Raw genomic sequence first — 22,547 nt, 5'->3', positions numbered from 1 at the left:
CAGCGGAAAAGCGGCTTCCGCCGGGAAGATGTGGCGGCCTCTTTCCAGCAGGCCATTGTGGACGTGCTGGTGAAGAAAAGCCAGGAAGCCATCCAGGCCACAGGCCTGAAAAAGATTGTCCTGGCCGGCGGGGTGTCCGCCAACAAATGCCTCCAGGAAGCCCTGGCCCAGGGGGCCCGGGAAGCGGGAGCAGAACTGGTCCATCCCACCCCCATACTCTGCACCGACAACGCGGTGATGATTGGCGTACGGGGCTACTACCAGTATCTGAACCAGGACTTCGCCAACCTGGACCTGAACGCAGATCCCAGTTTGAAGCTGGGGGAATAAAAAAAGGGCTGTTGCATAAGCAACAGCCCTTTTTTCACGCTTCTTTCATGGAATTCAAAATGGCATCCACCAGATCGTTCATGCTCCGTTCCTGGCCTCCGGTCATCTGGGAGTTGATGGTCACCCCGTCCTGGAGGACGGTCATGGCCTTCATGTTGTTTTCCAGGAATTCCGTCATGAGACCGCCTACGGTGCAGGCCCAGGATCCGTTTTCGATGATCCCCACGATCCGTTTCTGCAGGTTCAGGGCCTTCATGTCTTCCAGGAAGTTCAGCATCTTGGGATAGATTCCCAGGTTGTAGGTGACGGAAGCCAGCACCAGATGGCTGTATTTGAAGGCATCGGAGATCAGGTAGGAAATGTCCGTTTTGGACACATCGTACATATGGATATTGGTCATGCCCTTTTCCGCCAGCTTGGCCGCCAGTACGGAAGCAGTGCTTTCGGTGTTGCCGTACATGGAGGCATAGACCAGGAGCACACCTTTTTCTTCCGGTTCATAGGTGGCCCAGTGGATGTACTTGTCCACGATGTATTTGATGTTGTTCCGCCATACCGGCCCGTGGAGAGGGCAGATCATCTTGATGTCCAGCTGGCTGGCCTTGCCCAGAAGATCCATGACGAAGGGCCCGTATTTCCCTACGATGTTGGTGTAGTACCGGCGGGCATCATCCAGCCAGTCCCGGTCGAAGTTCACTTCGTCGTTGAAAATCCGGCCGCCCAGGGCTCCGAAGGAACCGAAGGCATCGGCGGAGAACAGAGTACCGGTGGTCAGGTCGAAGGAGACCATGGCTTCCGGCCAGTGGACCATGGGAGCGGCCACAAAAGCGATGGTGTGTTTTCCGAACTTCTGGGTGTCGCCCTCTTTCACCACGATCTGTTTTTCCCCTTCCACCCGGTAGCCGAACTGGTCCATCAGGGTGAAGGCCTGTTCATTGCTGATCACCGTGGTTTCCGGGTGACGGAGCAGCACTTCTTCGATGGAAGCCGCATGGTCCGGTTCCACATGGTTGATGATCAGGTAGTCCAGTTTCCGGCCTTTCAGGACCCCTTCCACGTTTTCCAGGAACTGCTTGCATACGGACCAGTCCGCAGTGTCGAACAGCACGGTCTTTTCGTCCAGCAGCAGATAGGAGTTGTAGGAAACGCCCCGGGGAATGGGATGGATGTTTTCAAACAGTGCCAACCGGCGGTCATCCGCCCCTACCCAGTATAAGTCATTGGTTAATTTTCTTACACATTCCATAGTTATGCTCCTTTTCTCACTTTACGGGTACGAATTCAGTCTTGGCGGAGTTGCACAGCGGGCATACCCAGTCTTCCGGCAGATCCTGGAACTTGGTTCCCGGCTTCACATCCGCATCCGGGTCGCCCAGATCCGGGTTGTATTCATAACCGCAGCCCTTGCAGACATAGCGGCCTTCCGGCATGTCTTTCAGGATCAGAGGTCTCTTCATCTTGACCATGGGAGGAGCGGGTTTCTTGGGCTGGCCGTTGTTCAGGGCCTTGGCCAGGAGCGGCAGGATCACCTTCACGTCGCCTACGATGCCGTAGTCGCAGTTCTTGAAGATGGGGGCCCCGGCGTTGATGTTGATGGCTACAATGGTGGTGGCGTTCTTGATGCCCTTCAGGTGCTGGACCGCACCAGAGATGCCGCAGGCAATGTACAGGTTGCCGTTGAACTTCTGACCGCTCATGCCCACATACCGGTCAATGGGTACATACTGGAGAGTTTCCGCCACAGGACGGGAGGAACCTACCGCAGCCCCGGCCTGGCGGGCCAGTTCTTCGATCAGCTTCATGTTGGCCTTTTCCCCGATGCCCTTGCCGGCGCTGACCACCCGTTCCGCATCGGAGATGGGAGTATCCAGAGGGATGCCCACGGTAAAGTCATAGCCGTCGTTCTTCAGGGCTTCCACCAGGGCAGCTACCTGTTCTTCCGGGGTGCCGTCCTTGAAGATCTGTTTCTTCCGGGCCCCGGTAATGGCTGCATTCTGCTTGGGAGCGCCCCCGTGCTTGGCCACGGACATCTTATCCGTAATGTGGGAGGCAATGACCACCCGCTGGATTTCGTTGGTGCCTTCGTAGATGGTGGTGATCTTGGCATCCCGGTAGAACCGTTCCACATCCATGCCTTTCAGGTAACCGGTGCCGCCGAAGATCTGGAGGGCATCGTTGGTAATGGAGACTGCCGCATCGGAAGCGTACATCTTGGCCATGGCGCTTTCCATGCCGTAATCCTGGTGTTCCTGCTTCAGTTCCGCAGCGCTGTATACCAGGAACCGGGCAGCCCGGAGTTTGGTGGCCATATCCGCCAGCTTGAAGGAAACACCCTGGTTCTGGCAGATGGGAGCATTGAACTGGATCCGTTCCTTGGAGTAGTTCAGAGCCGCTTCATAGGCACCCTGGGCGATCCCCAGGGCCTGGGCCGCGATCCCGATCCGGCCGCCGTCCAGGGTAGCCATGGCAATCTTGAAGCCCTGGCCCCGTTTGCCCAGCAGATTTTCCTTGGGCAGCTTCACATTGTTGAAGATCAGTTCCGCCGTGGCAGAGGAACGGATCCCCAGTTTGTCATAATGGTCACCGAAGGTGAAGCCCGGCATGCCTTTTTCCACGATGAAGGCGCTGATGCCCCGGGTGCCTTTCCCCGGTTCAGTGACGGCAAACACCACATAGGTATCGGCTTTCCCTGCATTGGTGATGAAAATCTTGTTCCCGTTGAGGATCCAGTGGGTCCCGTCGAATTCCGCGGTGGTTTCCGTTTCCCCGGCGTCAGAACCGGCGTTGGGTTCCGTCAGGCCGAAAGCCCCGATTTTTTCCCCGGAAGCCAGGGGCACCAGGTATTTCCGTTTCTGTTCTTCGGTGCCGAAGGCGAAGATGGGATAGGAGCCCAGGGACACATGGGCGGACAGGATAACACCGGCGCCTCCGTCCACCCGGGCCAGTTCTTCCACGGCAATGGCGTAGCTGATGTAGTCCAGCCCGGCACCGCCATATTCTTTGGGGAAGGGGATGCCCATCCATCCCAGTTCGCCCATTTCTTTAACCTGTTCATCAGGGAACTTGTTTTCCTTGTCCAGCATGAACGCAATGGGTTTGATCTTGGTTTCCGCAAACCCCCGTACTTTGGCGCGGAATTCTTCATGTTCCTGTGTGGTGGTGAATAACATACGCGTACCTCCTCTGTCTTGGAAAATCAGTTTGTCAGAACCTTCAGTTAGTCACAACATACCAATTTAAAAATAAAATTATTTTAATAATAATTCTATCTTTATATGATTCAATGGTACACTTTTCATATACGTTTGTCAATGGGAAAAATCAGAAAGTTTCTGCTTTAACCGGTCCAGGAACACCTGGCTGGACCGGGACAGGAGACGGAACTTCTTCCAGGCCACCAGACTGCCGGCGGATAGGGGCGAATCCAGAGGGATGAATTTCAGCCCCTGGGTTTCGATTTGGAGCAGATTGTCCAGACCCAGAGCATTGATCTGACCGGTACGGACCAGCAGGGATGCGTTGCCGATCAGGTCGAAACGGCCTGCCACCTGGAGATTATCCAGGGTCACCTGACCGCCGGACCAGCGGGAAAAATCAAAGGTCTTCTGGGTGGTCCGGGAGGAAATGAGAAGGGGCATGGCCAGGAGATCTTTGGGGGTCACTTTTTCCAGATGGGCCCAGGGACTGTGGAGACTGGTGACGATGCCCACCCGGTCCGGTTCCGGGAGATGGAGAAAGTTGTATTTTTCCGGGTTGAAGGGTTCGATGAACAGACCAAAATCCAGCAGCCCGTGTTCCAGCCGTTCCTGGACCCCGTCCGCGTTGTTGGTGAACAGTTCGATGGTGAGACTGGGATATTCCTGATGGAGTTCCCCGAAAGTGTCGGTGATCCAATGCATGGCCCGGGTTTCTCCGGCACCGATCCGGATGCAGCCGGAAAGGTCCATGTCGTCTTCCCGGATCTCTTCTTTGGTCTGGTCCACCAGGGCCAGGATCTCTTCTGCCCGCTGGCGCAGGTGCATCCCTTCTTCCGTCAGGGTAGTGCTCCGGTTGGTCCGGACAAAGAGCTTTTTGCCCAGTTCCTTTTCCAGGTCCGCCATCTGCCGGGACAGGGTGGGCTGGGTGACGAACAGCACATTGGCGGCTTCGGTCATGTTCTGTTCCCGGGCCACCGCCAGAAAATATTTCAGGGTACGGATTTCCATGGTTCCCTCCTGCAATAGAAAAAACGCATTTGTAAGTAGTTGCTATAAGTATTATACATCTTAAAGAGTTTGGAATACAATACAGGAAGAACAGGAAAGGAGAGATCAACCTATGGATCTGGAAGAACTGGAAAAAATGAGCCCCTTTGCCCTGGGGGAAGAAAATACGGGCTATGCCCAATATTTTGATGGAAAGAGTTATCTGAATATGCTGACCCTGGAACAGGTGCCCACTGCTGTGGTGACCTTTGAACCGGGCTGCCGGAACCACTGGCACATCCACCATGCAGCCAAAGGAGGCGGACAGATCCTCATCGTCACCGCCGGCCGGGGCTATTACCAGGAATGGGGGAAACCTGCCCGGGAGCTGAAAGCCGGAGACGTGGTGAACATCCCTCCGGAAGTGAAGCACTGGCACGGGGCGGCCCCGGATTCCGCCTTCCAGCACCTTGCCCTGGAAGTGCCCGGAGAAGGCACCAGCAATGAATGGTGTGAAGGGGTGGATCCAGAAGAATACGGGAAACTGAAATAAAAGGAGGCCCCATGGAACGGAAACAATGGTTTTGGCACATGACAGCAGGGATTCTGGCGGTTGTGACGATAAGCGGAATTGGATTGCAGACAGGGGAGGTTTTGGCCATGGAACAGAAAAAAGAACCGGTCAAGGTGGTACAGACTGCAGGACGGGATCAGCTGGGGAGTTTTGCCCCGGATTTTGCCCGGTACAATGATGACATCCTTTTTGGAGAAGTGTGGAGCGCCAACGATAAATTGAGCCTCCACGACCGGAGCCTGGTGACGGTGACGGCTCTTATCGCCCAGGGGCTGACGGACAGCTCCCTCCAGTATCACATGGCCACCGCCAAAAAGAACGGGTTGACCCGGGAAGAAATGGTCCAGGCCATCACCCAGCTGGGGTTCTACGCCGGCTGGCCCAAAGCCTGGGCGGCGTTCCGGTATGCCAAAGAGGTATACGGAAATGAATGAGAAGGAGGCGGAAAGCCTCAAAAAGACGGCACTGAGCCAGGCAGAGCTCCAGGCGGCAGGCTGTCCGGAAGAGACCATCCGGAAGATCCTCCAGGAAAAGAATGACCGGTGCCAGTGCCGGTGTCTCCGCCAGTACCGGAAGGAAATCCTGGCCAAGCTCCACCGGGAGCAGGAGAAACTCACCAATGTGGATTATCTGCTGTACCATATGGAAAAATGACAGCAGGGAGAAGAATAAAGGAAAGCGGGAAAAATATGTCCAAGATGCTGATTGTCTATTATTCCTGGTCCAACGGGAATACGAAAAAGATTGCGGAAGAACTGCAGAAGGCAACCGGGGCCGATCTTGCCAGGATCGATACCCTGAGTGCCTACAAGAATCAAAGCTACGATGAAGTAGTCTGGGAATCGGAAAAGGATATCGCCAAAGGGTACAAGCCGGAACTGGCCCCTCTGTATTTCCACCTGAAGGACTACGACACGGTGGCGGTGGGCACCCCTACCTGGTGGTATACCATGGCTCCGGCCATGAAGACCTTCCTGGAAAGCCAGGATTTCACCGGGAAGAAAGCGGCCTTTTTTGCCACCCACGGAGGCTGGCCCGGCCATGCCCTGAAGGATATGGAAAAAGCCTGTAAAGGGGCTTCTTTCGGTCCGGAACTGACCATCCAGTTCGATTCCACCGGCGGCAGCCGTCAGGTGACCAGCCAGGACAAAGTGGAAGAGTGGATCCGGAAAGTACAGGGATGGAAGTAAGCATCCCATTGGCCGCGGTCTGCGCCGCTGGATGTAAAGCAAACAGAGTAAAGCTGTGAAAGGGGAAAGCATCATGGAAAGAAAAATACTGCCCGGCCTGGAAAAAAAGGCCCTGGGCATGAGTCTTCTGGCACTGGCGGCCGTTCCGGTGATCCTGGTCAGTTCCTGTACGGTGCGCCGGGCAGCAGGGCTTTCCCCTGTGGCAGCGATGAACCGCCAGGCAATGGTGGAAGCGTCCCGGGCGAATCTGGGCCTACTCACCTGGCCGGAACAGTTGGATGCTGTCCGGTATGAACTGGAACTTTTGGACGGGATTCCTCTAAATCTGGATCCCGCCCGGGAAGCAGACCATGCCTTATATCGGAACAGCCGGGTCTATTCCGCCCAGGCCCTGCTGCCTCTGGAGGAACTACGGAAGAAACAGACGACCGGCGTCCTGTATTACCGGGTACGGGCTTTTGACCTGGATGGCCGGCCTCTGGGGAACTATTCCCAGCCGGCGGCCGTTGAGAGCAGCCTGCGGAAAGTGGAACGGAATGCCCCGGTGCCTCGGAGCCGGATGGAGGATACCAATGGCTCCCTGCTGCTTTATCCTGTCTATGCCTATACCGGGAACCCGGGAGCAGTCCAGTACGAAGTGGAAGTAACGGACCGGATGCCAGAGAATCCGGAAGGGACCGCACCTTCCCGGTATCGGGTCTTTGCCCAGGTGACCTCTCTTACGGATCTGTATGACGAGGCACCCCGGCTGGGGACCTATTACTGGCGGGTCCAGGGCATGGACAAGGAGGGGAATCCGGTGGGCCAGTGGAGCCTGCCCCAGAAGTTCACCACCCTGCCTTCCCGGAAAATCCGGGTGGGCATCTACGGTGACAGCATTTCCCACGGAGGAGGACATCTTTCTTTCAGTCCCGTGGATTATGCCTACAGCTACAGCCATTATCTGGCCTTTCCTACAGTGAACCTTTCGGAAAGCGGGGATACCAGCGCCATGATGGTGGAGCGGTTCGAACGGGATGTGCGGTCCTTCCCTCTGAAGTACCTGCTGATCCTGGGAGGCACCAACAGCCTCCGGGCAGGGGTGCCGGCAGAAGAAGTGATCCATGATCTGGACGAGATCGGCCGGAAGGCGGAAGCCCTGGGTATCCGTCCCATCTATCTCACCCTGCCGCCCATCAATCCCGCCAACATCCAGAAAGCTTTTGACGAACCCACCGCCGACAATTGGCGTCAGTCCTTTGCCCAGGTGAATGCCTACATCCGCAACCGGGACCATATCGACGTGGCGGCCTCCTTTGAAAATGGGGGAGACCTGCCTACGGAACTGGCCCTGGACGGAATCCACGGCGACTGGAATATGAAACAGGAAATGGCTCAGGTGATCAATGAGGGGATGAAAAGATTCGGTGTGTAGGAATCCTAAAACGTTCCTTCTCATGGCAGTGACTGCCGGTATACAATAAAAATAACGTGGAGAAGGTAAGGAGGAAAACAATATGAAGTGGAAAAAAGCAATCTCTATCGTCTGCATGGCGCTGTCTCTGCTGGCGGTTACGGCCTGCGGCGGACAGCAGGCTGCCCAGAATGGCGGGGGCAAGGCAGTGGGTACGGCGGCTGCGGAAAAGGCCCCGGCCAAGGCCAAAAAGGTGCTGGTGGTCTATTACACCAATACCCACCGGACGGAACAGGTGGCCAAGACCATTGCCGGGGAAACCGGCGGGGATCTGTACCTGCTGGATCTGGAAAAGCCCTATACGCCGGCAGATCTGGATTACAACAACAAAAGCGCCCGGGTCTACAAGGAACATGATGACGCCAGTCTGCGGAACGTGGCTCTGAAGAACGCCAAACCGGCCAACTGGCAGGACTATGACACCGTATTCGTGGGCTATCCCATCTGGTGGGGCATTGCCGCCTGGCCCATGGATACCTTCGTAAAGAGCAACGATTTTACCGGCAAGGCGGTGATCCCCTTTGCCACCGCCTACAGTTCCGGCCTGGGCAGCAGCGCCGACCAGCTGAAGGAAATGGCCGGCAGCAAAGGCACCTGGCTCCAGGGACGCTGTTTTACCGGCACCATCCAGGACAGCCAGGTGAAGGACTGGGTGAAGAGTTTGGGAGTGAAATAAAAAACGGGGCTGTTGCTTATGCAACAGCCCCGTTTTTTATTTCTTCCCCCTGCAAAGTCCACAGCTTCCGCAGTTTCCTCCGCAGCAACTTTTCCCTGCCTTGTGGTCTTTGTACATCTTGCGGATCACTGCCGCAACGATGAGAAAGAGCACCAGGCCCACAACAAATGTACCCATAGGTCATTTCTCCTTTTATGCATTGGCAGACGCTTTGCATCTGCCTTCCTTCGGTCGCTGACCGTTGACAGCTGACTGTTGACAAAACGGGGGTGTGGAATCCCCACACCCCCATTATACCTTATTCCGTTACATCCGCCGCATCTTTGATCTGGATTTCTCCGTTGTACTTGGGAGCCGGACGGCACAGCAGGTAGACCATGATGGCCAGTACCACACAGGCGGCTGCCGTACCCAGGGTGAAGGTGCCGGTGGAAACGAAGCTGCCGAACTGATAGAACATCAGGGCCATGCAGTAGGCGAAACCGCACTGGTAGCCGATGGCGATCAGGGTCCAGCGGCCGTTGTTCATTTCCCGTTTGATGGCGCCCATGGCAGCCACACAGGGAGCGCACAGCAGGTTGAACACCAGGAAGGAGTAGGCGCTGAGCACCGAGAAGTCCTGGGCAAAGGTGCCCCAGAATTCCTGGCCGTCTTCTGCGGCATCTGCCAGCCCGTACAGGATCCCGAAGGTCCCTACCAGGTTTTCCTTGGCAATCAGCCCGGTGAAGGCAGCCACAGCAGCTTTCCAGTCACCCCAGCCCAGGGGAGCGAAGATCCAGGCCACTTTGGAACCAATGAAGGCCAGGATACTTTCGTTCAGGGCATCTTCCTCCAGCATGGTGAAGGCACCGTCGTCCCAGCCAAAGCTGGACAGGAACCACACCAGGATGGTGGACAGCAGGATCACAGTGCCGGCCTTCTTGATGAAGGAGGAGCTCCGTTCCCAGACGCTGCGGCCGATGTTCCCCAGGGTGGGCATGTGGTAGGGGGGCAGTTCCATAACGAAGGGAGCCGGATCACCGGCAAACAGTTTGGTCTTTTTCAGGATGATCCCGGAAAGGATGATGGAGAAGATCCCCACAAAGTAAGCGGAAGGAGCCACCCACCATTCTCCGTGGAAGTAAGCCCCGGCGATCAGGGCGATAATGGGCATCTTGGCGGAGCAGGGGATCATGGTGGTGGTCATGATGGTCATCCGCCGGTCGGATTCGTTTTCAATGGTACGGGAAGCCATGATCCCGGGCACGCCGCAGCCGGAGCCGATCAGCATGGGGATGAAGGATTTCCCGGACAGGCCGAACTTCCGGAAAGCCCGGTCCAGGATGAAAGCGATACGGGCCATATAGCCGCAGGCTTCCAAAAAGGCCAGGAAGATGAACAGCACCACCATCTGGGGCACAAAGCCCAGCACGGCGCCCACCCCGGAAATGATTCCGTCCACGATCAGCCCGTCCAGCCAGTCAGCCACTTCCAGGCTTTCCATCAGATCATGGGCAGCCGGGATGATCATGTCTCCAAACAGGGTGTCATTGACCCAGTCCGTAGCATCCGTCCCGATGGTGGTCACCGATACGTAATAGACCAGGAACATAATGGCGGCAAAAATAGGGAGGGCCAGCCACCGGTTGGTGACGATCTTGTCGATTTTATCGGAGGTGGTCAGTTTGCCTTTGCTCTTTTTGATGTTGCATTCATGGATAATGGAGCTGATGTATTTGTACCGTTCGTTGGTGATGATGCTTTCCGCATCGTCGTCCATTTCCTGTTCCACCGCTTCAATGTCCCCGTCGATGTGGTCGATGACGGACTGGGGCAGCTTCAGGGCTTCTTGGACTTTTTCATCCCGTTCGAACAGTTTGATGCCATACCACCGTTCCTGATGGGCCGGGAGCATTCCCTGGGTGGCTTCTTCAATGTGGGCCAGGGCGTGTTCCACAGGGCCGTCGAAGGAATGTCTGGCCACCATCACCTGCTGGTGTTTGGCCACCTTGGCGGCCAGGTCTGCGGCTTCCTTGATCCCTTCCCCGGTACGGGCGGAGATTTCGATCACCTGACAGCCCATTTTCTGGGACAGCTTGTCGATATTGATGATGTCCCCGTTTTTCCGGACCATGTCCATCATGTTTACGGCCATCACCATGGGGATCCCCAGTTCAGCCAGCTGGGTGCTGAGATACAGGTTCCGTTCCAGGTTGGTCCCGTCCACAATGTTTAGGATGGCATCCGGCCGTTCCTTGACCAGATAGGTCCGGGAAACCACTTCTTCCAGGGTGTAGGGGGAGAGGGAATAAATGCCGGGCAGGTCCTGGATGATCACATCCGGATGGCCCATGAGTTTTCCTTCTTTTTTCTCAACGGTAACCCCGGGCCAGTTCCCGACGAACTGATTGGAACCCGTCAGGGCGTTGAACAGGGTGGTCTTGCCGGTATTGGGGTTCCCGGCAAGGGCAATCTTGAATTCCATAAATCGTGACCTTCTTTCCCATCTATTACTAATTTTAAAATCAGTTAGAAAAAGCTAATAAAAAGATAAAAAATTACAGTTCTTTCACTTCCACCATTTCCGCATCGGCTTTTCGCAGGGACAGTTCATAGCCCCGCACGTTGAGTTCCACCGGATCTCCCAGAGGCGCCACCTTCCGGATGTGCACCGGAGTCCCTTTGGTGATGCCCATATCCATGATCCGGCGCTTGATGGCTCCGGTGCCATGGAGTTTTACCACTTCGTAATCTTTGCCTGTCAAGGCGTCTTTCAGAGTTGTCATTCTGATGTTCCTCCTGCTGTTACTGTACTGTGATTTTGGCGGCCATTTCCATACTGATGGCCACCCGGGATTCCCGGATGTTCAGGATCAGCCCGCTGGGGGTATGCTGGACAATGGAGATCACCGCACCCTGGGTGATGCCCAGGTTTTCCAGGTGGGTACGGACCTTGGGGGAACCGCCTACCCGCAGGACGGTCAGGTCCCTGCCAGCGTCGGCAAATGTCAAAGGCATGATGCTACCTCTTTTCACAATTTATTTACGAAACCTAATCTTCATACGTGATATGTTAGCATACACTAACGAAAGAGTCAACAAAAATAGCAAAAAAGGGCTGTTGCTCATGCAACAGCCCTTTTTTATTCCTCCGGCTTCAGTTTCTTTTCCGTAAACGCCTTCAATCCATTGAGGGCTGCCAGGAACACGCCGCCCATGAGGAACCAGAAAATGTGGAAAGTTTCCCAGGTCATGGCAGGCTGGGGCACTTTCAGGGTGGTGGGGCCCTGGGCAATGGCGTACAGGGATCCGACCATCAGCCCAAGGATGAAGTACACCATGGCGGCCCGGTGGTTGTCCAGGGCGTTCTTCACCAGCTTGATGATCCCTACGATCCCGGCCAGCACCCCAAATCCGAAGATGCACAGCACCGGGAAATAGGACAGGTTCATGTGGAGGAATTCCTTGATGGCGCTGATGATGGGCACATACAGCCCGAAAATAAGCAGCATGGTGGATCCGGAAATCCCCGGCAGCACCATGGCACAGATGGCGATCATGGCACAGACGAAAATGTATCCGCCCAAAAAGGGCGTCAGATGGGCGATTTCCACATTGGTACCCTGGCCACCGGTGGGGTTCACTGCAGCAATCACCAGTACCAGCACGATCCCCAGGATCATGTAGATGATCCTGCTGGTACGCCGGAGGCATTCCTTTTCTTCCTTGATAATGAGGGGCAGGGAGAAAATGGAGAAGCCCAGGAACAGGGAACTGAGCTCATAGATCCGGCTGGTGAACAGACTGGCAATCACCAGCACCGAAGATCCCATGCCGATGAACCAGCCCATGCCCAGCTTGGCCAGGAACCGGATGCCCTCCCGCTTCAGCTCCCGGCTGCCGTGGGTGAGTACATACAGGGAACTGATGAATTCATCATAGAAACCCAGTACAAAGGCGATGGTACCGCCGGATACCCCGGGGACGCTGTCGGCCAGGGCCATGCAGAAGCCCCGGACCATGTTCAGGAACAGATCCATAGTAGTTCATCCTTTCTGGGGCCAGGCCCCTCTGTCTTTTCCTTATTATAAGCAATGGGGTTAAACAATTCCGAAACAAACAGGAAAAAAATCGGCAAGATTTGTGTTATAATGATTCATCGGACTGACTGTTTAGCCGGTCCGGACAATGAGACTCTATTATATCGTATTTTGGAAGAAAATAGAATAGCGCAGGGAAATCTCTTTTCCGCGCAAAGGAGGATGCAGGTTGGACAGAAGCGAACTGAAACTGAAACTGATGGAATATGCCGCCAAAGGCTATGAAGTGCCCCGGATGGACATGATCAAGACTCCGGAACAGATCGAAGGGATCCGGAAAGCCGGAAAGGTGAATTCAGAAGTGCTGGATGCGGTGGAAAAAAACATCAAAGTGGGGATGACCACCGACGACATCAACACCATTGTGTATGATACCACGGTGAAGCTCCACGCCATTCCCGCCTGCCTGAACTACGAAGGTTTCCCCAAATCCGTGTGCACCTCCGTCAACGACGTGATCTGCCACGGGATCCCGGATCCCAACCAGGTGCTGAAAAGCGGGGACATTGTGAACGTGGACGCCACCACCATTTTCGACGGTTATGTGGGGGATGCCTCCCGGATGTTCATGCTGGGCCGGGTGCCGGCGGAACGGAAGAACCTGGTGGGCATTACCAAAGAATGCCTGAAGCGGGGCATGGAAAACGCCGTAGGCTGGAAGAACACCCTGGGGGACATCGGGGCGGCCATCCAGAGCTTTGCCCAGAAACACGGATGCAGCGTGGTCCGGGAATTCGGCGGCCATGGTGTGGGACTGGAAATGCACGAAGATCCCTTTGTGTCCCATGTGGGGAAACGGAAAACCGGTATGCTGCTGGTGCCGGGCATGGTGATCACCATCGAACCCATGATCAACGCCGGCACGCCGGAACTGTGGATCGACGAACTGAACGGCTGGACCGTCCACACCGCTGACGGCAAAGACAGCGCCCAGTGGGAACACACCCTCCTGATCACAGAAGGGGAACCGGAAGTGCTGAGCTGGTAAGCCATCAAAAAACGAAAGGATGAAAGAAAATGACCTTCATGGACCTGGCCAAAGCCAGATATTCTGTACGGAAATTCAGTGATAAACCCATCGAAAAAGAAAAAATGGACGCCATCCTGGAAGCGGGACGGATCGCGCCCACCGGCCACAACTATCAGCCCTACCGGGTGTACGTGCTCCAGAGCCCAGAAGCCCTGGAAAAGATCCGGGGACTGACCCGGTGCGCCTTCAATGCACCGGTGGTGCTCATGGTCACCGTCCGGAAGGACGAGGAATGGGTGAACCCCTTTGAACACAGCATCCGTGCCGGGGAACAGGACGCCAGCATTGTGGCCACCCATATGATGCTGGAAGCCTGGGAACAGGGCATCGGATCCTGCTGGGTGAACTACTTCCCGGTGACCCAGACCGCCGATGCCTTCGGCCTGGAACTGAACGAAGTACCCCTGCTGCTCATGCCCATGGGCTACGCCGCAGAAGGAGTCCACGCCGCCCATCTCCACACGGAACGGAGAAGCAACGAGGAATTGGTGAAGGTGCTGTAAAAAACGGGGCTGTTGCGTATGTGCAACAGCCCCATTTCTTTTTTTTATTCCACCACCACCTGACAGCTCCTCATGGTGGCGAGGGCCGCCTGATGGCTTTCTTCCGTTACTCCTGCACAGCATTGGCTGTCCACCCGGATCTCCACTTCCGGCAGGGCCGCCTTCAGCAGCAGGGCGTTGCTCACTACGCAGATGTCCGTGCACAGGCCAATGAGCTCGATGCTCTGGATGGGCTGCTTCCGGTTCAGTTCCTTCAGGTCTTCCGCCAGTTTCACCGAACCGAAGGAGGGCTTCTGGATCACCGGCCAGTGATGTTCCTGCTGGAGTTTTTCCAGGGCCGGGATCAGTTTCCAGCCCGGGGTCCCCTTGATGCAGTGCTTCACCGGCAGCCGTTTTCCTTCCTGGGTCTCCAGGTAATCCTCCCCGTGGGTATCCTGGGTGAAAATCACCTTCCCGGGGAAATGGGCCACCTTCCTCAGCACCGCCGGGGTAATGGCCTGGGCCGCTTCCGACCCCAGGCTCCCGCCCACAAAGTCATTCTGCATATCCACCACGATCAAAAAACGGTTTTCCATACCAACCACATCCTTTTCATATACAGGAATTGCTATTTTCAAAGCCAGCAAAGCTGGCTTCCATCGGCCATTGACCATTGACAGCCCTGTCACTCTTCACTTTTATCCTTCTTCACCGGCCGCACTTCCACGATGATCTCCTGGACCCGGTGCTCGTTGGCCTGGGTCACCGTCACGTGGAGGTTCCGGCAGTCGAAGGTGTCGCCCTTTTTGGGAATGGTCTCCAGGGTATCCACCACCCAGCCGCTGATGGAATTGTTTTCCAGGCCGTAATCATCGATATCCAGATCCAGATACTTGAACAGGTCGAACAGGTTGGCGTTCTGGGAATTGGAGGAGCAGGAAACCAGGTACCGGTTCTTCCCCAGTTTCCGGAAGGAAGAAACCGCCTTGTCGTGCTCGTCCCAGATTTCGCCCACCAGTTCCTCCACAATGTCTTCCGTGGTCACCAGCCCCCGGACGGTGCCGTAGCTGTCCATCACCATGGCCATTTCCACCTTGGCCTCCTGGAGGGTCTTCAGCACCCGGGAAATCTTGGTGGACTGGTGGACCAGGGCTGCCTTCTTGATCAGCTTCTGCAGGCTGCAGTGAGGGTCCTGGAGATAGGCTGCCAGGAAATCCTTGGCGTGGAGGATCCCCACGATTTCGCTGTAGTCATCCTTGAATACCGGCAGACGGGAAAAACCGTGGCTGCCAAACAGCTTCAGGGCTTCTTCGCTGCCTTCCGAAATATCCATGGCCACCATGTCCACCCGGGGCGTCATGATTTCCCGGACCCGGATGTCGCTGAATTCGATGGCACTTTTGATCAGCAGGCTGTCCTGCTTGTTGATGCCGCCCCCGTGTTCCACTTCGTCCACCATCAGCAGCAGTTCATCTTCCGTGGCGAACCGGTGGGAAACCTTTTTCCGCAGGCACCGGTTGAAAAGGTTCTTCATGATCCGGAACAGGAAATTCAGGGGAGCGAACAGCACCACCAGCACACTGAGCAGTCCGGAGCAGTCCATGGCGTATTTTTCCGGGGCATCGCTGGCCACGCTTTTGGGGATGATTTCCCCGAAAATCAGGATCACAATGGTGGTGAACACCGTGGCCAGGGCCAGACCGGAAGGACCGAAAGCCGCTGTGGAAACCGCCGCCGCCAGGGAAGCGGTGGCAATGTTCACCACGTTGTTCCCGATCAGGATAGTGGACAGGGCGTCGTCAAAATGGTCCAGCAGCCGAAGAGCTTTCCGGGCCTTTTTGCTGCCGCTTTTGGCCTGGTTCTTCAGCCGCAGCTTGTTGGACCCGGTAAGAGCCGTCTCTGAAGCGGAAAAAAAGGCGGACAGGGATATAAACACAATCAGGATCAGCGTCAGGGCTGATGTGGGTATTTGCAGATCATCCATAGTATTACACTTCCTCCGTATAATACTGATATTATAGGAGAAAGTATGACAGTGGTCAATGTTCTATGCTATAATAGGAAAGCTATGGTTACTGAATCTTTACTGAAAAATGCCCGGATCATCCAATCCTTCCGCCGGAGCATCGGCTTCGAGGTGGTGGAGGACGGTACTCTGGTGCTGCGGGTCCCTTACGGGATCTCCTCCCAGGAACTGCTCCGGATTGTGGCAAAAAAAGAAAAATGGATTGTCGGGGCCCAGGCCAGGGTCCGCCGGGAACGGGAAGAGCATCACACCCTGCGCCTTCAGGACGGGGAAACTTTCCTGCTCTTCGGCCGGCCCTGCACCCTCCGGCTCCGGCCCGGAACCGGGTTCTCTTACCGGAAAGAAGAAGGCCTTTTGGAGATGGGGGACCAGGAGACCCGGGAGAACCTGGCCCGGTTCCTGATCGGCCAGCTGCGTCCGGTGCTTGGGGAACTGGTGAGCCGGTATGCCTCCCAGATGGGTCTCAGGCTGTCGGTGGTCAAATGCAGTCGGGCCAAAAAAAGATGGGGGTACTGTAACTGGAAGGGGGAAATCGGGTTCTCCTGGCCCCTGGTATTCTGCCCCCGGGAAGTCATAGCCTATGTGGTGGTCCATGAACTGTGCCACATCCGGAATATGTCCCACAACAAAGCCTTCTGGCAGGCGGTGGCCCAGGTGCTGCCGGATTACCGGGAACGGGAAAACTGGCTGAAGGTCCACAGAAAGGTCATGAGTACATTATGAGCATCAACAAAAAAATCATCCTTTGTTTCATTGCCCTGGTTGTGGTGGGGACGGTCTCTCTGACCCTTCTCCACCGGAGTCCCAAATATCAGGAACAGCAGCAGGCCCAGAATGCCCAGACGGTCCATTCCCAGGACACCAAGCTGCCCTATGACTATCTGAACAACGTGATCGCCCAGAGCGGTGCCGCCTGTTCCGTGTACTACCATTCCCTGGAAAACGACGATGTATTCTACAACTATTCCGGTAAAATGCCCGCCGGGGATCTGGCCCGGCTTTATGTGGCTGCCGGGGTCCTCCGGCAGGTGGAAGACGGGGACCTGTCCCTGGACGAAGTGTACACCATCCGGGAAAAAGACCGGAAGCCGGCCAGCCCGGTACTGGGGAAAGTCCCTGCGGGCAGCCGGGTCACCGTCCGGAACCTGCTGGAAGACATGGTGCTCCAGAATGATACCACCGCCCTGTACAAGCTGATCTGGATTGCCGGCCGGGAAGATCTGAACCAGTGGCTGTCCAAAGAGGGGTATGCAGATACGGAAATCGGCACCACCCAGCTGCCCCAGGGAGAAAACAGTCAGGATACCCTGGCTCCCGGGGAAAAACGCCAGCTCAGCTACACCTCTGTCAACGATACAGTGAATCTGCTCACCCGGCTGTACCAGGGGAAGGCGGTTTCCCAGAAGCAGGATGCCTACCTGGTGGAACTGCTCCGGAAACAGCCGGACCGGAACCTCCTGGGAGCCCTGCTGCCCAAAAAGGTGAAGATTGCCGGGGTTCAGTCCGACCAGAATCAGCAGCTGGGCGCCGCAGGGATCGTCTATGCCAAGGAAAAATACGTGCTGGTGGTCATGATGGACAAGGCCGTCCGTCCGGAAGAGAGCCGCAAGACCATCAATCAGCTTTCCTCCATTATCTTCAATACAGTCAACGACAAAGAGGTGTTCAAAAAATGATGAAAAAAGTCGATGTAGCAATTATTGGCGGGGGGCCTGCCTCCATTTACGCCGCTTATGAATTTGTCCTGAAATACCCCAAGGCCCAGGTGCTGATCCTGGAAGAAGGCCATGCCATTGATTTCCGCAGCTGTCCCATTATCGCCGGGAAAGTGGAAAAATGCGTCCGCTGCACACCCTGCAGCATTATGCGGGGATTCGGGGGCGCCGGGGCTTTTTCCGACGGCAAGTACAATTTCACCACTGAATTCGGAGGCTGGCTCAGTGATTACATCCCCAAAAAGACTGTGATGGATCTCATCGACTACGTGGATGAAATCAACCTGAAGCACGGGGCACCCGGAGAAGTGTATTCCACCAAGAACTGCAAAATCGGACGGCTGGCCCTGGGCCATGACCTGCACCTGCTGAACGCCAAAGTGCGGCACCTGGGTACCGACAACAACCGGAAACTGATGGCCAGCATCTACCGGTTCCTGCTGGATCACGGAATCCAGATCCAGTGCGACACCCAGGTGGACACCTTCCATCCCTGTGAAGAGGGCTATGAGGTGGTGCTCAAGGACAGCCCGGACACCATCCGGTGCACCTATCTCATCGGGGCTCCCGGCCGGGCCGGTGCGGAATGGTTCTCCGGCCAGTGCGAAAAGCTGGGGCTGGAACTGACCAACAACCAGGTGGACGTGGGGGTCCGGGTGGAAGTACCGGCCGCTGTGTTCCAGCACATTACCGACGAAGTGTACGAAGCCAAGCTGGTGTACCGGACCAAAGGGTACGGGGACCGGGTACGGACCTTCTGCATGAACCCCAACGGCTATGTGGTGGCGGAAAACACCGACGGCATCGTCACCGTTAACGGCCACAGCTTCAGCGACCCCAAAAAGAACAGCGGCAACACCAATTTTGCCCTCCTGGTGAGCAACCGGTTCACGGAACCTTTCAAGGAACCCCACCGGTATGGCAAACACATCGCTTCCCTGTCCAACATGCTGGGAGGCGGGGTGCTGGTCCAGCGGTTCGGGGACCTGATCAAAGGCCGGCGGACCAACGCCCACCGGCTGAGCCAGAGCTTCCTCCGGCCCACCCTCAATGCGGTGCCCGGGGATCTGAGCCTGGTGCTGCCCAAACGCCATCTGGACAACATCATTGAAATGATCTATGCCCTGGACAAAGTGGCGCCGGGTACCGCCAACGACGACACCCTGCTCTACGGGGTGGAAGTGAAGTTCTACAGCGCCCGGCTGGAACTGGATGACCAGCTGGAAACCAAACTGCCCAACTTCTTCGCCATCGGGGACGGGGCCGGCATCACCCGGGGCCTGAGCCAGGCCAGCGCCAGCGGCGTCTACGTGGCCCGGATCATCGGGGAGAGAATGAAGGGGTCCTCAGGCCATTGACCATTGACCATTGACGGGGTGCTGCGCAGCAGCACCCCCTTATTCTATATTCTGCCTCTTCAAACTCTCCCGCAGTTCCCGGGACCGGTGCTTGGACAAAGGCAGGACGCTGCCGTTCAGCAGGGTCACTTCACGGCCCCACACATTCCGCACCCACTGGAGATTAAGCACATAGCTCCGGTGGATCCGCATGAAATTGAACCGGCCCAGCTGCTTTTCCAGCCCGCCCAGGGTCTCCCGGTACTCATAGTTTCCCAGGGCGGTCACCACCTGGATCCGGGACCCCAGGGCCTTGAAATAGATCACGTCCTTCAGGGGGAACCGGTGGAGTCCCTGCCAGTTGGAAAAAACAAAGGTATAGCAGCTGTTCCGGCGTTTCCGGATCAGTTCCTGCAGGTCCCGGTGGAGAATCCGGGGAGGAAAGGGGTGGGGGTAGCACCGGTACAGGGGCACCTCATACCCGGCCAGAGAATCCTGGAAACTGTTGGAAATCAGGGAAATGGGCATCTGGGGATCAAAAGAACGGATTTTCCGGGCCAGGGCCAGATTCCGGTGGTCCTGCTGGAAGGGCCCCAACAGCACCAGGTTGTAGCAGCACCCCTGGCGGCAGTCCCGGAGCAGCGCCTGCTCCCCCAAAAAGGTATGGATGCTCAGGACATCGGATGGATTGGGCAGTTTGAGAATGTTGTCAGTGAGTTGGGTGAGAATTTGGGGATTGCTGTCACAAATGGCAATGTGGAACATGATGGGGCCTCCGTTCTTGAAAATTGTAAAAAAGTAGACACTTGTACAGTATAACACGAATGTTCTAAAAAAGCAGAAAATTATTTTATTTCATGGATTCCCCGAGCATTTTTTTGACGGGTACGGTATAATAACTGGTGGAATACTCCAGGCCACCCCGGAAAGGAAACCTGGAAGAAAGAAGGCGCACCATGTCCACCTGTCAGGAAGATCAGATGATTTACCACTATTGCTCCACCAGCGGATTCTTCAATATTCTGCGCAACCAGTGCCTCTGGCTGACGGAAGCCTCTTTTACCAACGACGCCTGGGAAAACAGGATGCTGGATCCCATTTTCGAACAGGCCCTGGAGGACCTGGCGGAAGAGGGGGAAGTCCGGCGGGATCAGCTGGACACTGCCCGGGATCTGTATTATCACCATTCCGCCTGCTTCATCTACCTGGGCTGTTTTTCCGAGGCCGGGGACATCCTGCCCCAGTGGCGGTCCTATGCGGACGACGGCCAGGGTTTTGCCATCGGCTTTTCTTCCCGGGAAATGGATTTCGACTGTTCCACCGTCCACCTCAATGCGGACTTCGCCAACAAGTACTACCTGAAAAAAGTCATCTATATGAAAGAAGGGTATGCAGAACACTTCCTGCCCCTGGCCAGGAACTGGATCCGCATGCGGCTGAACCGGGGAAAACACCTGAACGAACGGGAAATCCGCCGGGCCATTGCTGACGATGCGGCCTTTTCTTCCCTACGGTACTACTGCAAGGACGCCAGCTTTGCCTCGGAAAAAGAACTCCGGGCCCTGTGGCTGCCGGTGCTGCTGAAGGACGAAGAGGGGAACATGGCCGCCGGGAACCGGAAAGCCTACCGGCAGATCCATTTCCGTCCGGAAGCCAGCCGGCTGGTGCCTTATACGGAAATGCCCTTTGCCAAAAGTGCCGTCCGGGAAGTGGTCCTGGGCCCGAAAAATGACATGAAAGACCATCCGGATATCCTGAAGATGTTCCTGGCTGCCAACGGCTATGACGACCGGAACGTCCGGATCCGGGTATCCAAAAGTTCCTATCGATAAAAGGAGAACCTATGCAGAATTTTGATTTTACCCAACCTTCCATCCTCCAGCGGCTGTATGATGCCCTGGATGAACGGGGCCGCCTGCCCCGGGAGTTTTCCCTCCGCCAGGCCATGGAACCGGAAGGTCCGGCCCAGGGGTTTTATTACAGTGACGGCTTCATGGAAGGGAACCTTACCGGGCTGGACAAGGGGGAAGAAGAAAGCCCGGAACTCCAGGAAATCCTTGGGCAGATCCTGGCCGGAGCATATGACCAGGCTGTCCAGGGGCTGAAAGCCTTCTTTGGAGAGGGAGAAGACCATCTGATGAATGCCTTTGTGCTGCCCCTCCAACAGGCGGTGGATGCTCAGCGGGAAGCCCTGGACCCGGAACCCCTTATCTGGTTTGCCCACCGGTTGCTCCAGGAGGCGGATCAGCCGGAAATCGTTAAATTCGCCCTGTCCCTGCTGGAATTCTTCGACCTCCAGGAAGAGGAAGATGTGGCGGAAGACATCCGGCTCCTGGCCCGGTGCAACGAATTTACCCTGTTCTGCGTCCGGAATTTTCTCCAGTGGACCGACGGCCAGGAAGAAATCTTCCGCACTGCCCGGCAGGTATACGGCTGGGGCCGGATCGCCGCCCTGGAACATCTGGATCCCCGGACTGCCCAGATCCGCCAGTGGATGCTGGAAGAAGGCTGGGACAACGATGTGAACCCGGAATACACCGCCCGGCTCCTGGCGGACCATGTGGATCTTTTGGGAGTGCTGGAACGGCCCACCCTCACCGCCAAAGCCTTTGAAGGGGCTGAAGCCCTGGTGGATGCCCTGCTGGTGGATGAACCGGTACCCGGGATTTCAGAGATGGCCCAGCCGGTGAAACTGCTTACGGAATTCCTCCGGCACTGTGGGGAACAGGAAAAAGAACTGGAAGACTACCAGGTGATCCTCCGGATCCTCCAGTATGCCACCAACAAACTGGAAGGCAAAGCCGGGGAAACGGTGAAACAGGCCTGCGGCAAGCTGCTCCTGTCCTTTGCCTGCGCCCAGACCGTCCAGCAGGCCATGAAAAAAGGGGAAGGGTTCGACCTGGCCCGGACCCTGGATCTGCCCTATGCCCAGCAGGCGGTGGAACTGGTGCTCCAGGCCCCACTGGACCATGTGGACCTGCTGCCCTATGCCCTTACCGGGGACAGCCACCACGACCATCATGTGATGGAACTGTATGAAGACCTGATTCCCGGGTTCGAAGAAGTCTTTGGGCAGTGCCAGGAAGGGGAAGTGTCCCTCCAGGAACAGCTGGACGGGGTGTACATGGACCTGAACCGGATCCTCAGCCAGCTGTACGGCTTCCCGGGCACCGGAGAAAAGCTTTTCCAAACCGCTCTGAAATCTCCGGCCCTGATGAACCGGAACACCGCCTTGGAAATCCTCAACCAGTGGAAAGACCTGGGATACACCCTCAGTGATCCCATCCGGGAAGGTGTGGAACAGCTCCTGGTCCGGGAGAAAAACCAGGACGTAAAGGAAAAAGCGGAAAGGCTGTTAAAATAGTTGACAGCCTTTCCAATCTTTGCTATACTATACAAGCTTTCTCCTTGAGAAAGCAACAGACAATCGATTCTGCAGCAACGAAATGTTTCAACTGAAACATTGAAAGA

The 22,547-nt window shown here is 56.1% G+C and carries 25 protein-coding genes; 14 read left to right on the top strand and 11 right to left on the bottom strand.

Annotated features, from left to right (window positions below):
• Positions 1 to 330 (top strand): Kae1-like domain-containing protein (locus QVO43_RS04145; RefSeq protein ID WP_441293923.1); only part of this gene is annotated, 330 nt, incomplete at its 5' end.
• A gap of 34 nt (positions 331 to 364) precedes the next feature.
• Here the strand turns inward: QVO43_RS04145 and QVO43_RS04140 are convergent.
• The 3 genes from QVO43_RS04140 to QVO43_RS04125 all read right to left on the bottom strand — a co-directional run bounded on the left by QVO43_RS04140 (position 365) and on the right by QVO43_RS04125 (position 4,535).
• Positions 365 to 1,576, bottom strand: coding sequence for an FprA family A-type flavoprotein (locus tag QVO43_RS04140; protein WP_022487325.1), 1,212 nt, complete (start codon positions 1,574 to 1,576; stop codon positions 365 to 367).
• Between the two features lie 16 nt (positions 1,577 to 1,592).
• Positions 1,593 to 3,500 (bottom strand): acyl-CoA dehydrogenase family protein, encoded by a 1,908-nt coding sequence (locus QVO43_RS04130; RefSeq protein WP_022487324.1) that lies wholly within the window; start codon positions 3,498 to 3,500, stop codon positions 1,593 to 1,595.
• A 138-nt stretch (positions 3,501 to 3,638) separates the two neighbouring features.
• Positions 3,639 to 4,535 carry a LysR family transcriptional regulator gene (locus QVO43_RS04125; protein ID WP_022487323.1) on the bottom strand — a complete coding sequence of 299 codons (897 nt, stop codon included), beginning with the start codon at positions 4,533 to 4,535 and terminating at the stop codon, positions 3,639 to 3,641.
• A 112-nt stretch (positions 4,536 to 4,647) separates the two neighbouring features.
• Here QVO43_RS04125 and QVO43_RS04120 point away from each other — a divergent pair, with 112 nt between their 5' ends.
• The 6 genes from QVO43_RS04120 (at position 4,648) to QVO43_RS04095 (ending at position 8,407) form a co-directional block, all read left to right on the top strand.
• Entirely contained in the window at positions 4,648 to 5,067 is a 420-nt protein-coding gene (locus QVO43_RS04120; RefSeq protein WP_022487322.1) for a cupin domain-containing protein, read from the top strand.
• 107 nt (positions 5,068 to 5,174) lie between these two features.
• Complete coding sequence (locus QVO43_RS04115) at positions 5,175 to 5,522, top strand: carboxymuconolactone decarboxylase family protein (protein ID WP_288174495.1); 348 nt, start codon at positions 5,175 to 5,177, stop codon at positions 5,520 to 5,522.
• Positions 5,515 to 5,742, top strand: coding sequence for a hypothetical protein (locus QVO43_RS04110; protein ID WP_022487320.1), 228 nt, complete (start codon positions 5,515 to 5,517; stop codon positions 5,740 to 5,742). The genes QVO43_RS04115 and QVO43_RS04110 overlap by 8 nt, the downstream gene beginning before the upstream one ends.
• A 35-nt stretch (positions 5,743 to 5,777) precedes the next feature.
• Complete coding sequence (locus QVO43_RS04105) at positions 5,778 to 6,278, top strand: flavodoxin family protein (protein ID WP_022487319.1); 501 nt, start codon at positions 5,778 to 5,780, stop codon at positions 6,276 to 6,278.
• Positions 6,279 to 6,351: 73 nt separating this feature from the next.
• Entirely contained in the window at positions 6,352 to 7,692 is a 1,341-nt protein-coding gene (locus QVO43_RS04100) for an SGNH/GDSL hydrolase family protein (protein WP_022487318.1), read from the top strand.
• An 82-nt stretch (positions 7,693 to 7,774) separates the two neighbouring features.
• Positions 7,775 to 8,407: a flavodoxin gene (locus tag QVO43_RS04095; RefSeq protein WP_022487317.1), complete on the top strand. Its 633-nt coding sequence runs from the start codon at positions 7,775 to 7,777 to the stop codon at positions 8,405 to 8,407.
• A 36-nt stretch (positions 8,408 to 8,443) separates the two neighbouring features.
• On the opposite strand, the gene QVO43_RS04090 is transcribed toward QVO43_RS04095, so the two are convergent.
• From QVO43_RS04090 to QVO43_RS04070, 5 genes are all read right to left on the bottom strand, one after another.
• Entirely contained in the window at positions 8,444 to 8,584 is a 141-nt protein-coding gene (locus tag QVO43_RS04090) for a FeoB-associated Cys-rich membrane protein (protein ID WP_022487316.1), read from the bottom strand.
• A gap of 121 nt (positions 8,585 to 8,705) precedes the next feature.
• Positions 8,706 to 10,871, bottom strand: a complete 2,166-nt coding sequence (gene feoB, locus QVO43_RS04085) for a ferrous iron transport protein B (RefSeq protein WP_022487315.1) — start codon at positions 10,869 to 10,871, stop codon at positions 8,706 to 8,708.
• Between the two features lie 73 nt (positions 10,872 to 10,944).
• Positions 10,945 to 11,172 carry a FeoA family protein gene (locus tag QVO43_RS04080; protein ID WP_022487314.1) on the bottom strand — a complete coding sequence of 76 codons (228 nt, stop codon included), beginning with the start codon at positions 11,170 to 11,172 and terminating at the stop codon, positions 10,945 to 10,947.
• Between the two features lie 19 nt (positions 11,173 to 11,191).
• Complete coding sequence (locus tag QVO43_RS04075; protein WP_022487313.1) at positions 11,192 to 11,404, bottom strand: FeoA family protein; 213 nt, start codon at positions 11,402 to 11,404, stop codon at positions 11,192 to 11,194.
• 125 nt (positions 11,405 to 11,529) lie between these two features.
• Positions 11,530 to 12,426 (bottom strand): DUF368 domain-containing protein, encoded by an 897-nt coding sequence (locus QVO43_RS04070; protein ID WP_022487312.1) that lies wholly within the window; start codon positions 12,424 to 12,426, stop codon positions 11,530 to 11,532.
• 229 nt (positions 12,427 to 12,655) lie between these two features.
• Between QVO43_RS04070 and map the strand changes: the two genes are divergently transcribed.
• Complete coding sequence (map, locus tag QVO43_RS04065) at positions 12,656 to 13,474, top strand: type I methionyl aminopeptidase (protein ID WP_022487311.1); 819 nt, start codon at positions 12,656 to 12,658, stop codon at positions 13,472 to 13,474.
• Between the two features lie 29 nt (positions 13,475 to 13,503).
• Positions 13,504 to 14,019 carry a nitroreductase family protein gene (locus QVO43_RS04060; RefSeq protein ID WP_022487310.1) on the top strand — a complete coding sequence of 172 codons (516 nt, stop codon included), beginning with the start codon at positions 13,504 to 13,506 and terminating at the stop codon, positions 14,017 to 14,019.
• Between the two features lie 44 nt (positions 14,020 to 14,063).
• On the opposite strand, the gene QVO43_RS04055 is transcribed toward QVO43_RS04060, so the two are convergent.
• The gene (locus QVO43_RS04055) at positions 14,064 to 14,594 is read right to left on the bottom strand and encodes a cysteine hydrolase family protein (RefSeq protein WP_022487309.1); all 531 of its coding nucleotides are present in this window, start codon (positions 14,592 to 14,594) and stop codon (positions 14,064 to 14,066) included.
• An 89-nt stretch (positions 14,595 to 14,683) separates the two neighbouring features.
• Positions 14,684 to 15,982 carry an HlyC/CorC family transporter gene (locus tag QVO43_RS04050; RefSeq protein WP_022487308.1) on the bottom strand — a complete coding sequence of 433 codons (1,299 nt, stop codon included), beginning with the start codon at positions 15,980 to 15,982 and terminating at the stop codon, positions 14,684 to 14,686.
• Positions 15,983 to 16,066: 84 nt separating this feature from the next.
• On the opposite strand from QVO43_RS04050, the gene QVO43_RS04045 reads away from it, so the two are divergent.
• Genes QVO43_RS04045 through QVO43_RS04035 form a run of 3 tightly spaced genes read left to right on the top strand, consistent with a single transcriptional unit; the run spans position 16,067 to position 19,097 of the window.
• Positions 16,067 to 16,747, top strand: a complete 681-nt coding sequence (locus tag QVO43_RS04045) for a M48 family metallopeptidase (protein WP_288174494.1) — start codon at positions 16,067 to 16,069, stop codon at positions 16,745 to 16,747.
• Positions 16,744 to 17,700 (top strand): serine hydrolase, encoded by a 957-nt coding sequence (locus QVO43_RS04040; RefSeq protein WP_022487306.1) that lies wholly within the window; start codon positions 16,744 to 16,746, stop codon positions 17,698 to 17,700. Before QVO43_RS04045 ends, QVO43_RS04040 begins: the two co-directional genes overlap by 4 nt.
• Complete coding sequence (locus tag QVO43_RS04035) at positions 17,697 to 19,097, top strand: NAD(P)/FAD-dependent oxidoreductase (RefSeq protein ID WP_022487305.1); 1,401 nt, start codon at positions 17,697 to 17,699, stop codon at positions 19,095 to 19,097. The genes QVO43_RS04040 and QVO43_RS04035 overlap by 4 nt, the downstream gene beginning before the upstream one ends.
• A 39-nt stretch (positions 19,098 to 19,136) precedes the next feature.
• Here the strand turns inward: QVO43_RS04035 and QVO43_RS04030 are convergent, their stop codons facing one another.
• Entirely contained in the window at positions 19,137 to 19,841 is a 705-nt protein-coding gene (locus QVO43_RS04030) for a LytR/AlgR family response regulator transcription factor (RefSeq protein ID WP_022487304.1), read from the bottom strand.
• Positions 19,842 to 20,032: 191 nt separating this feature from the next.
• On the opposite strand from QVO43_RS04030, the gene QVO43_RS04025 reads away from it, so the two are divergent.
• Both QVO43_RS04025 and QVO43_RS04020 read left to right on the top strand, forming a co-directional pair.
• Positions 20,033 to 20,908 carry a DUF2971 domain-containing protein gene (locus QVO43_RS04025; protein WP_022487303.1) on the top strand — a complete coding sequence of 292 codons (876 nt, stop codon included), beginning with the start codon at positions 20,033 to 20,035 and terminating at the stop codon, positions 20,906 to 20,908.
• Positions 20,909 to 20,919: 11 nt separating this feature from the next.
• Positions 20,920 to 22,440 carry a hypothetical protein gene (locus QVO43_RS04020; protein ID WP_022487302.1) on the top strand — a complete coding sequence of 507 codons (1,521 nt, stop codon included), beginning with the start codon at positions 20,920 to 20,922 and terminating at the stop codon, positions 22,438 to 22,440.
• Positions 22,441 to 22,547 lie beyond the last annotated feature (107 nt).

The organism is Acidaminococcus sp. CAG:542 (assembly GCF_000437815.1).
Lineage (GTDB): Bacteria > Bacillota > Negativicutes > Acidaminococcales > Acidaminococcaceae > Acidaminococcus.
The sequence above is the reverse complement of the archived record's forward strand: the minus strand, read 5'-3'. Positions and strand labels throughout refer to the sequence as shown.

Bases quoted from the DNA above. Each gene is read 5' to 3' on its own strand.
- QVO43_RS04115 (WP_288174495.1), top strand. From the start codon at position 5,175: ATGGAACAGAAAAAAGAACCGGTCAAGGTGGTACAGACTGCAGGACGG.
- QVO43_RS04060 (WP_022487310.1), top strand. From the start codon at position 13,504: ATGACCTTCATGGACCTGGCCAAAGCCAGATATTCTGTACGGAAATTC.
- QVO43_RS04080 (WP_022487314.1), bottom strand. From the start codon at position 11,172: ATGACAACTCTGAAAGACGCCTTGACAGGCAAAGATTACGAAGTGGTA.
- QVO43_RS04140 (WP_022487325.1), bottom strand. From the start codon at position 1,576: ATGGAATGTGTAAGAAAATTAACCAATGACTTATACTGGGTAGGGGCG.
- QVO43_RS04105 (WP_022487319.1), top strand. From the start codon at position 5,778: ATGTCCAAGATGCTGATTGTCTATTATTCCTGGTCCAACGGGAATACG.
- QVO43_RS04120 (WP_022487322.1), top strand. From the start codon at position 4,648: ATGGATCTGGAAGAACTGGAAAAAATGAGCCCCTTTGCCCTGGGGGAA.
- QVO43_RS04095 (WP_022487317.1), top strand. From the start codon at position 7,775: ATGAAGTGGAAAAAAGCAATCTCTATCGTCTGCATGGCGCTGTCTCTG.
- QVO43_RS04090 (WP_022487316.1), bottom strand. From the start codon at position 8,584: ATGGGTACATTTGTTGTGGGCCTGGTGCTCTTTCTCATCGTTGCGGCA.
- QVO43_RS04025 (WP_022487303.1), top strand. From the start codon at position 20,033: ATGTCCACCTGTCAGGAAGATCAGATGATTTACCACTATTGCTCCACC.
- QVO43_RS04020 (WP_022487302.1), top strand. From the start codon at position 20,920: ATGCAGAATTTTGATTTTACCCAACCTTCCATCCTCCAGCGGCTGTAT.
- QVO43_RS04045 (WP_288174494.1), top strand. From the start codon at position 16,067: ATGGTTACTGAATCTTTACTGAAAAATGCCCGGATCATCCAATCCTTC.
- QVO43_RS04125 (WP_022487323.1), bottom strand. From the start codon at position 4,535: ATGGAAATCCGTACCCTGAAATATTTTCTGGCGGTGGCCCGGGAACAG.
- QVO43_RS04100 (WP_022487318.1), top strand. From the start codon at position 6,352: ATGGAAAGAAAAATACTGCCCGGCCTGGAAAAAAAGGCCCTGGGCATG.
- QVO43_RS04110 (WP_022487320.1), top strand. From the start codon at position 5,515: ATGAATGAGAAGGAGGCGGAAAGCCTCAAAAAGACGGCACTGAGCCAG.
- feoB (WP_022487315.1), bottom strand. From the start codon at position 10,871: ATGGAATTCAAGATTGCCCTTGCCGGGAACCCCAATACCGGCAAGACC.
- QVO43_RS04055 (WP_022487309.1), bottom strand. From the start codon at position 14,594: ATGGAAAACCGTTTTTTGATCGTGGTGGATATGCAGAATGACTTTGTG.
- QVO43_RS04030 (WP_022487304.1), bottom strand. From the start codon at position 19,841: ATGTTCCACATTGCCATTTGTGACAGCAATCCCCAAATTCTCACCCAA.
- QVO43_RS04035 (WP_022487305.1), top strand. From the start codon at position 17,697: ATGATGAAAAAAGTCGATGTAGCAATTATTGGCGGGGGGCCTGCCTCC.
- QVO43_RS04130 (WP_022487324.1), bottom strand. From the start codon at position 3,500: ATGTTATTCACCACCACACAGGAACATGAAGAATTCCGCGCCAAAGTA.
- QVO43_RS04070 (WP_022487312.1), bottom strand. From the start codon at position 12,426: ATGGATCTGTTCCTGAACATGGTCCGGGGCTTCTGCATGGCCCTGGCC.
- QVO43_RS04075 (WP_022487313.1), bottom strand. From the start codon at position 11,404: ATGCCTTTGACATTTGCCGACGCTGGCAGGGACCTGACCGTCCTGCGG.
- QVO43_RS04050 (WP_022487308.1), bottom strand. From the start codon at position 15,982: ATGGATGATCTGCAAATACCCACATCAGCCCTGACGCTGATCCTGATT.
- QVO43_RS04040 (WP_022487306.1), top strand. From the start codon at position 16,744: ATGAGCATCAACAAAAAAATCATCCTTTGTTTCATTGCCCTGGTTGTG.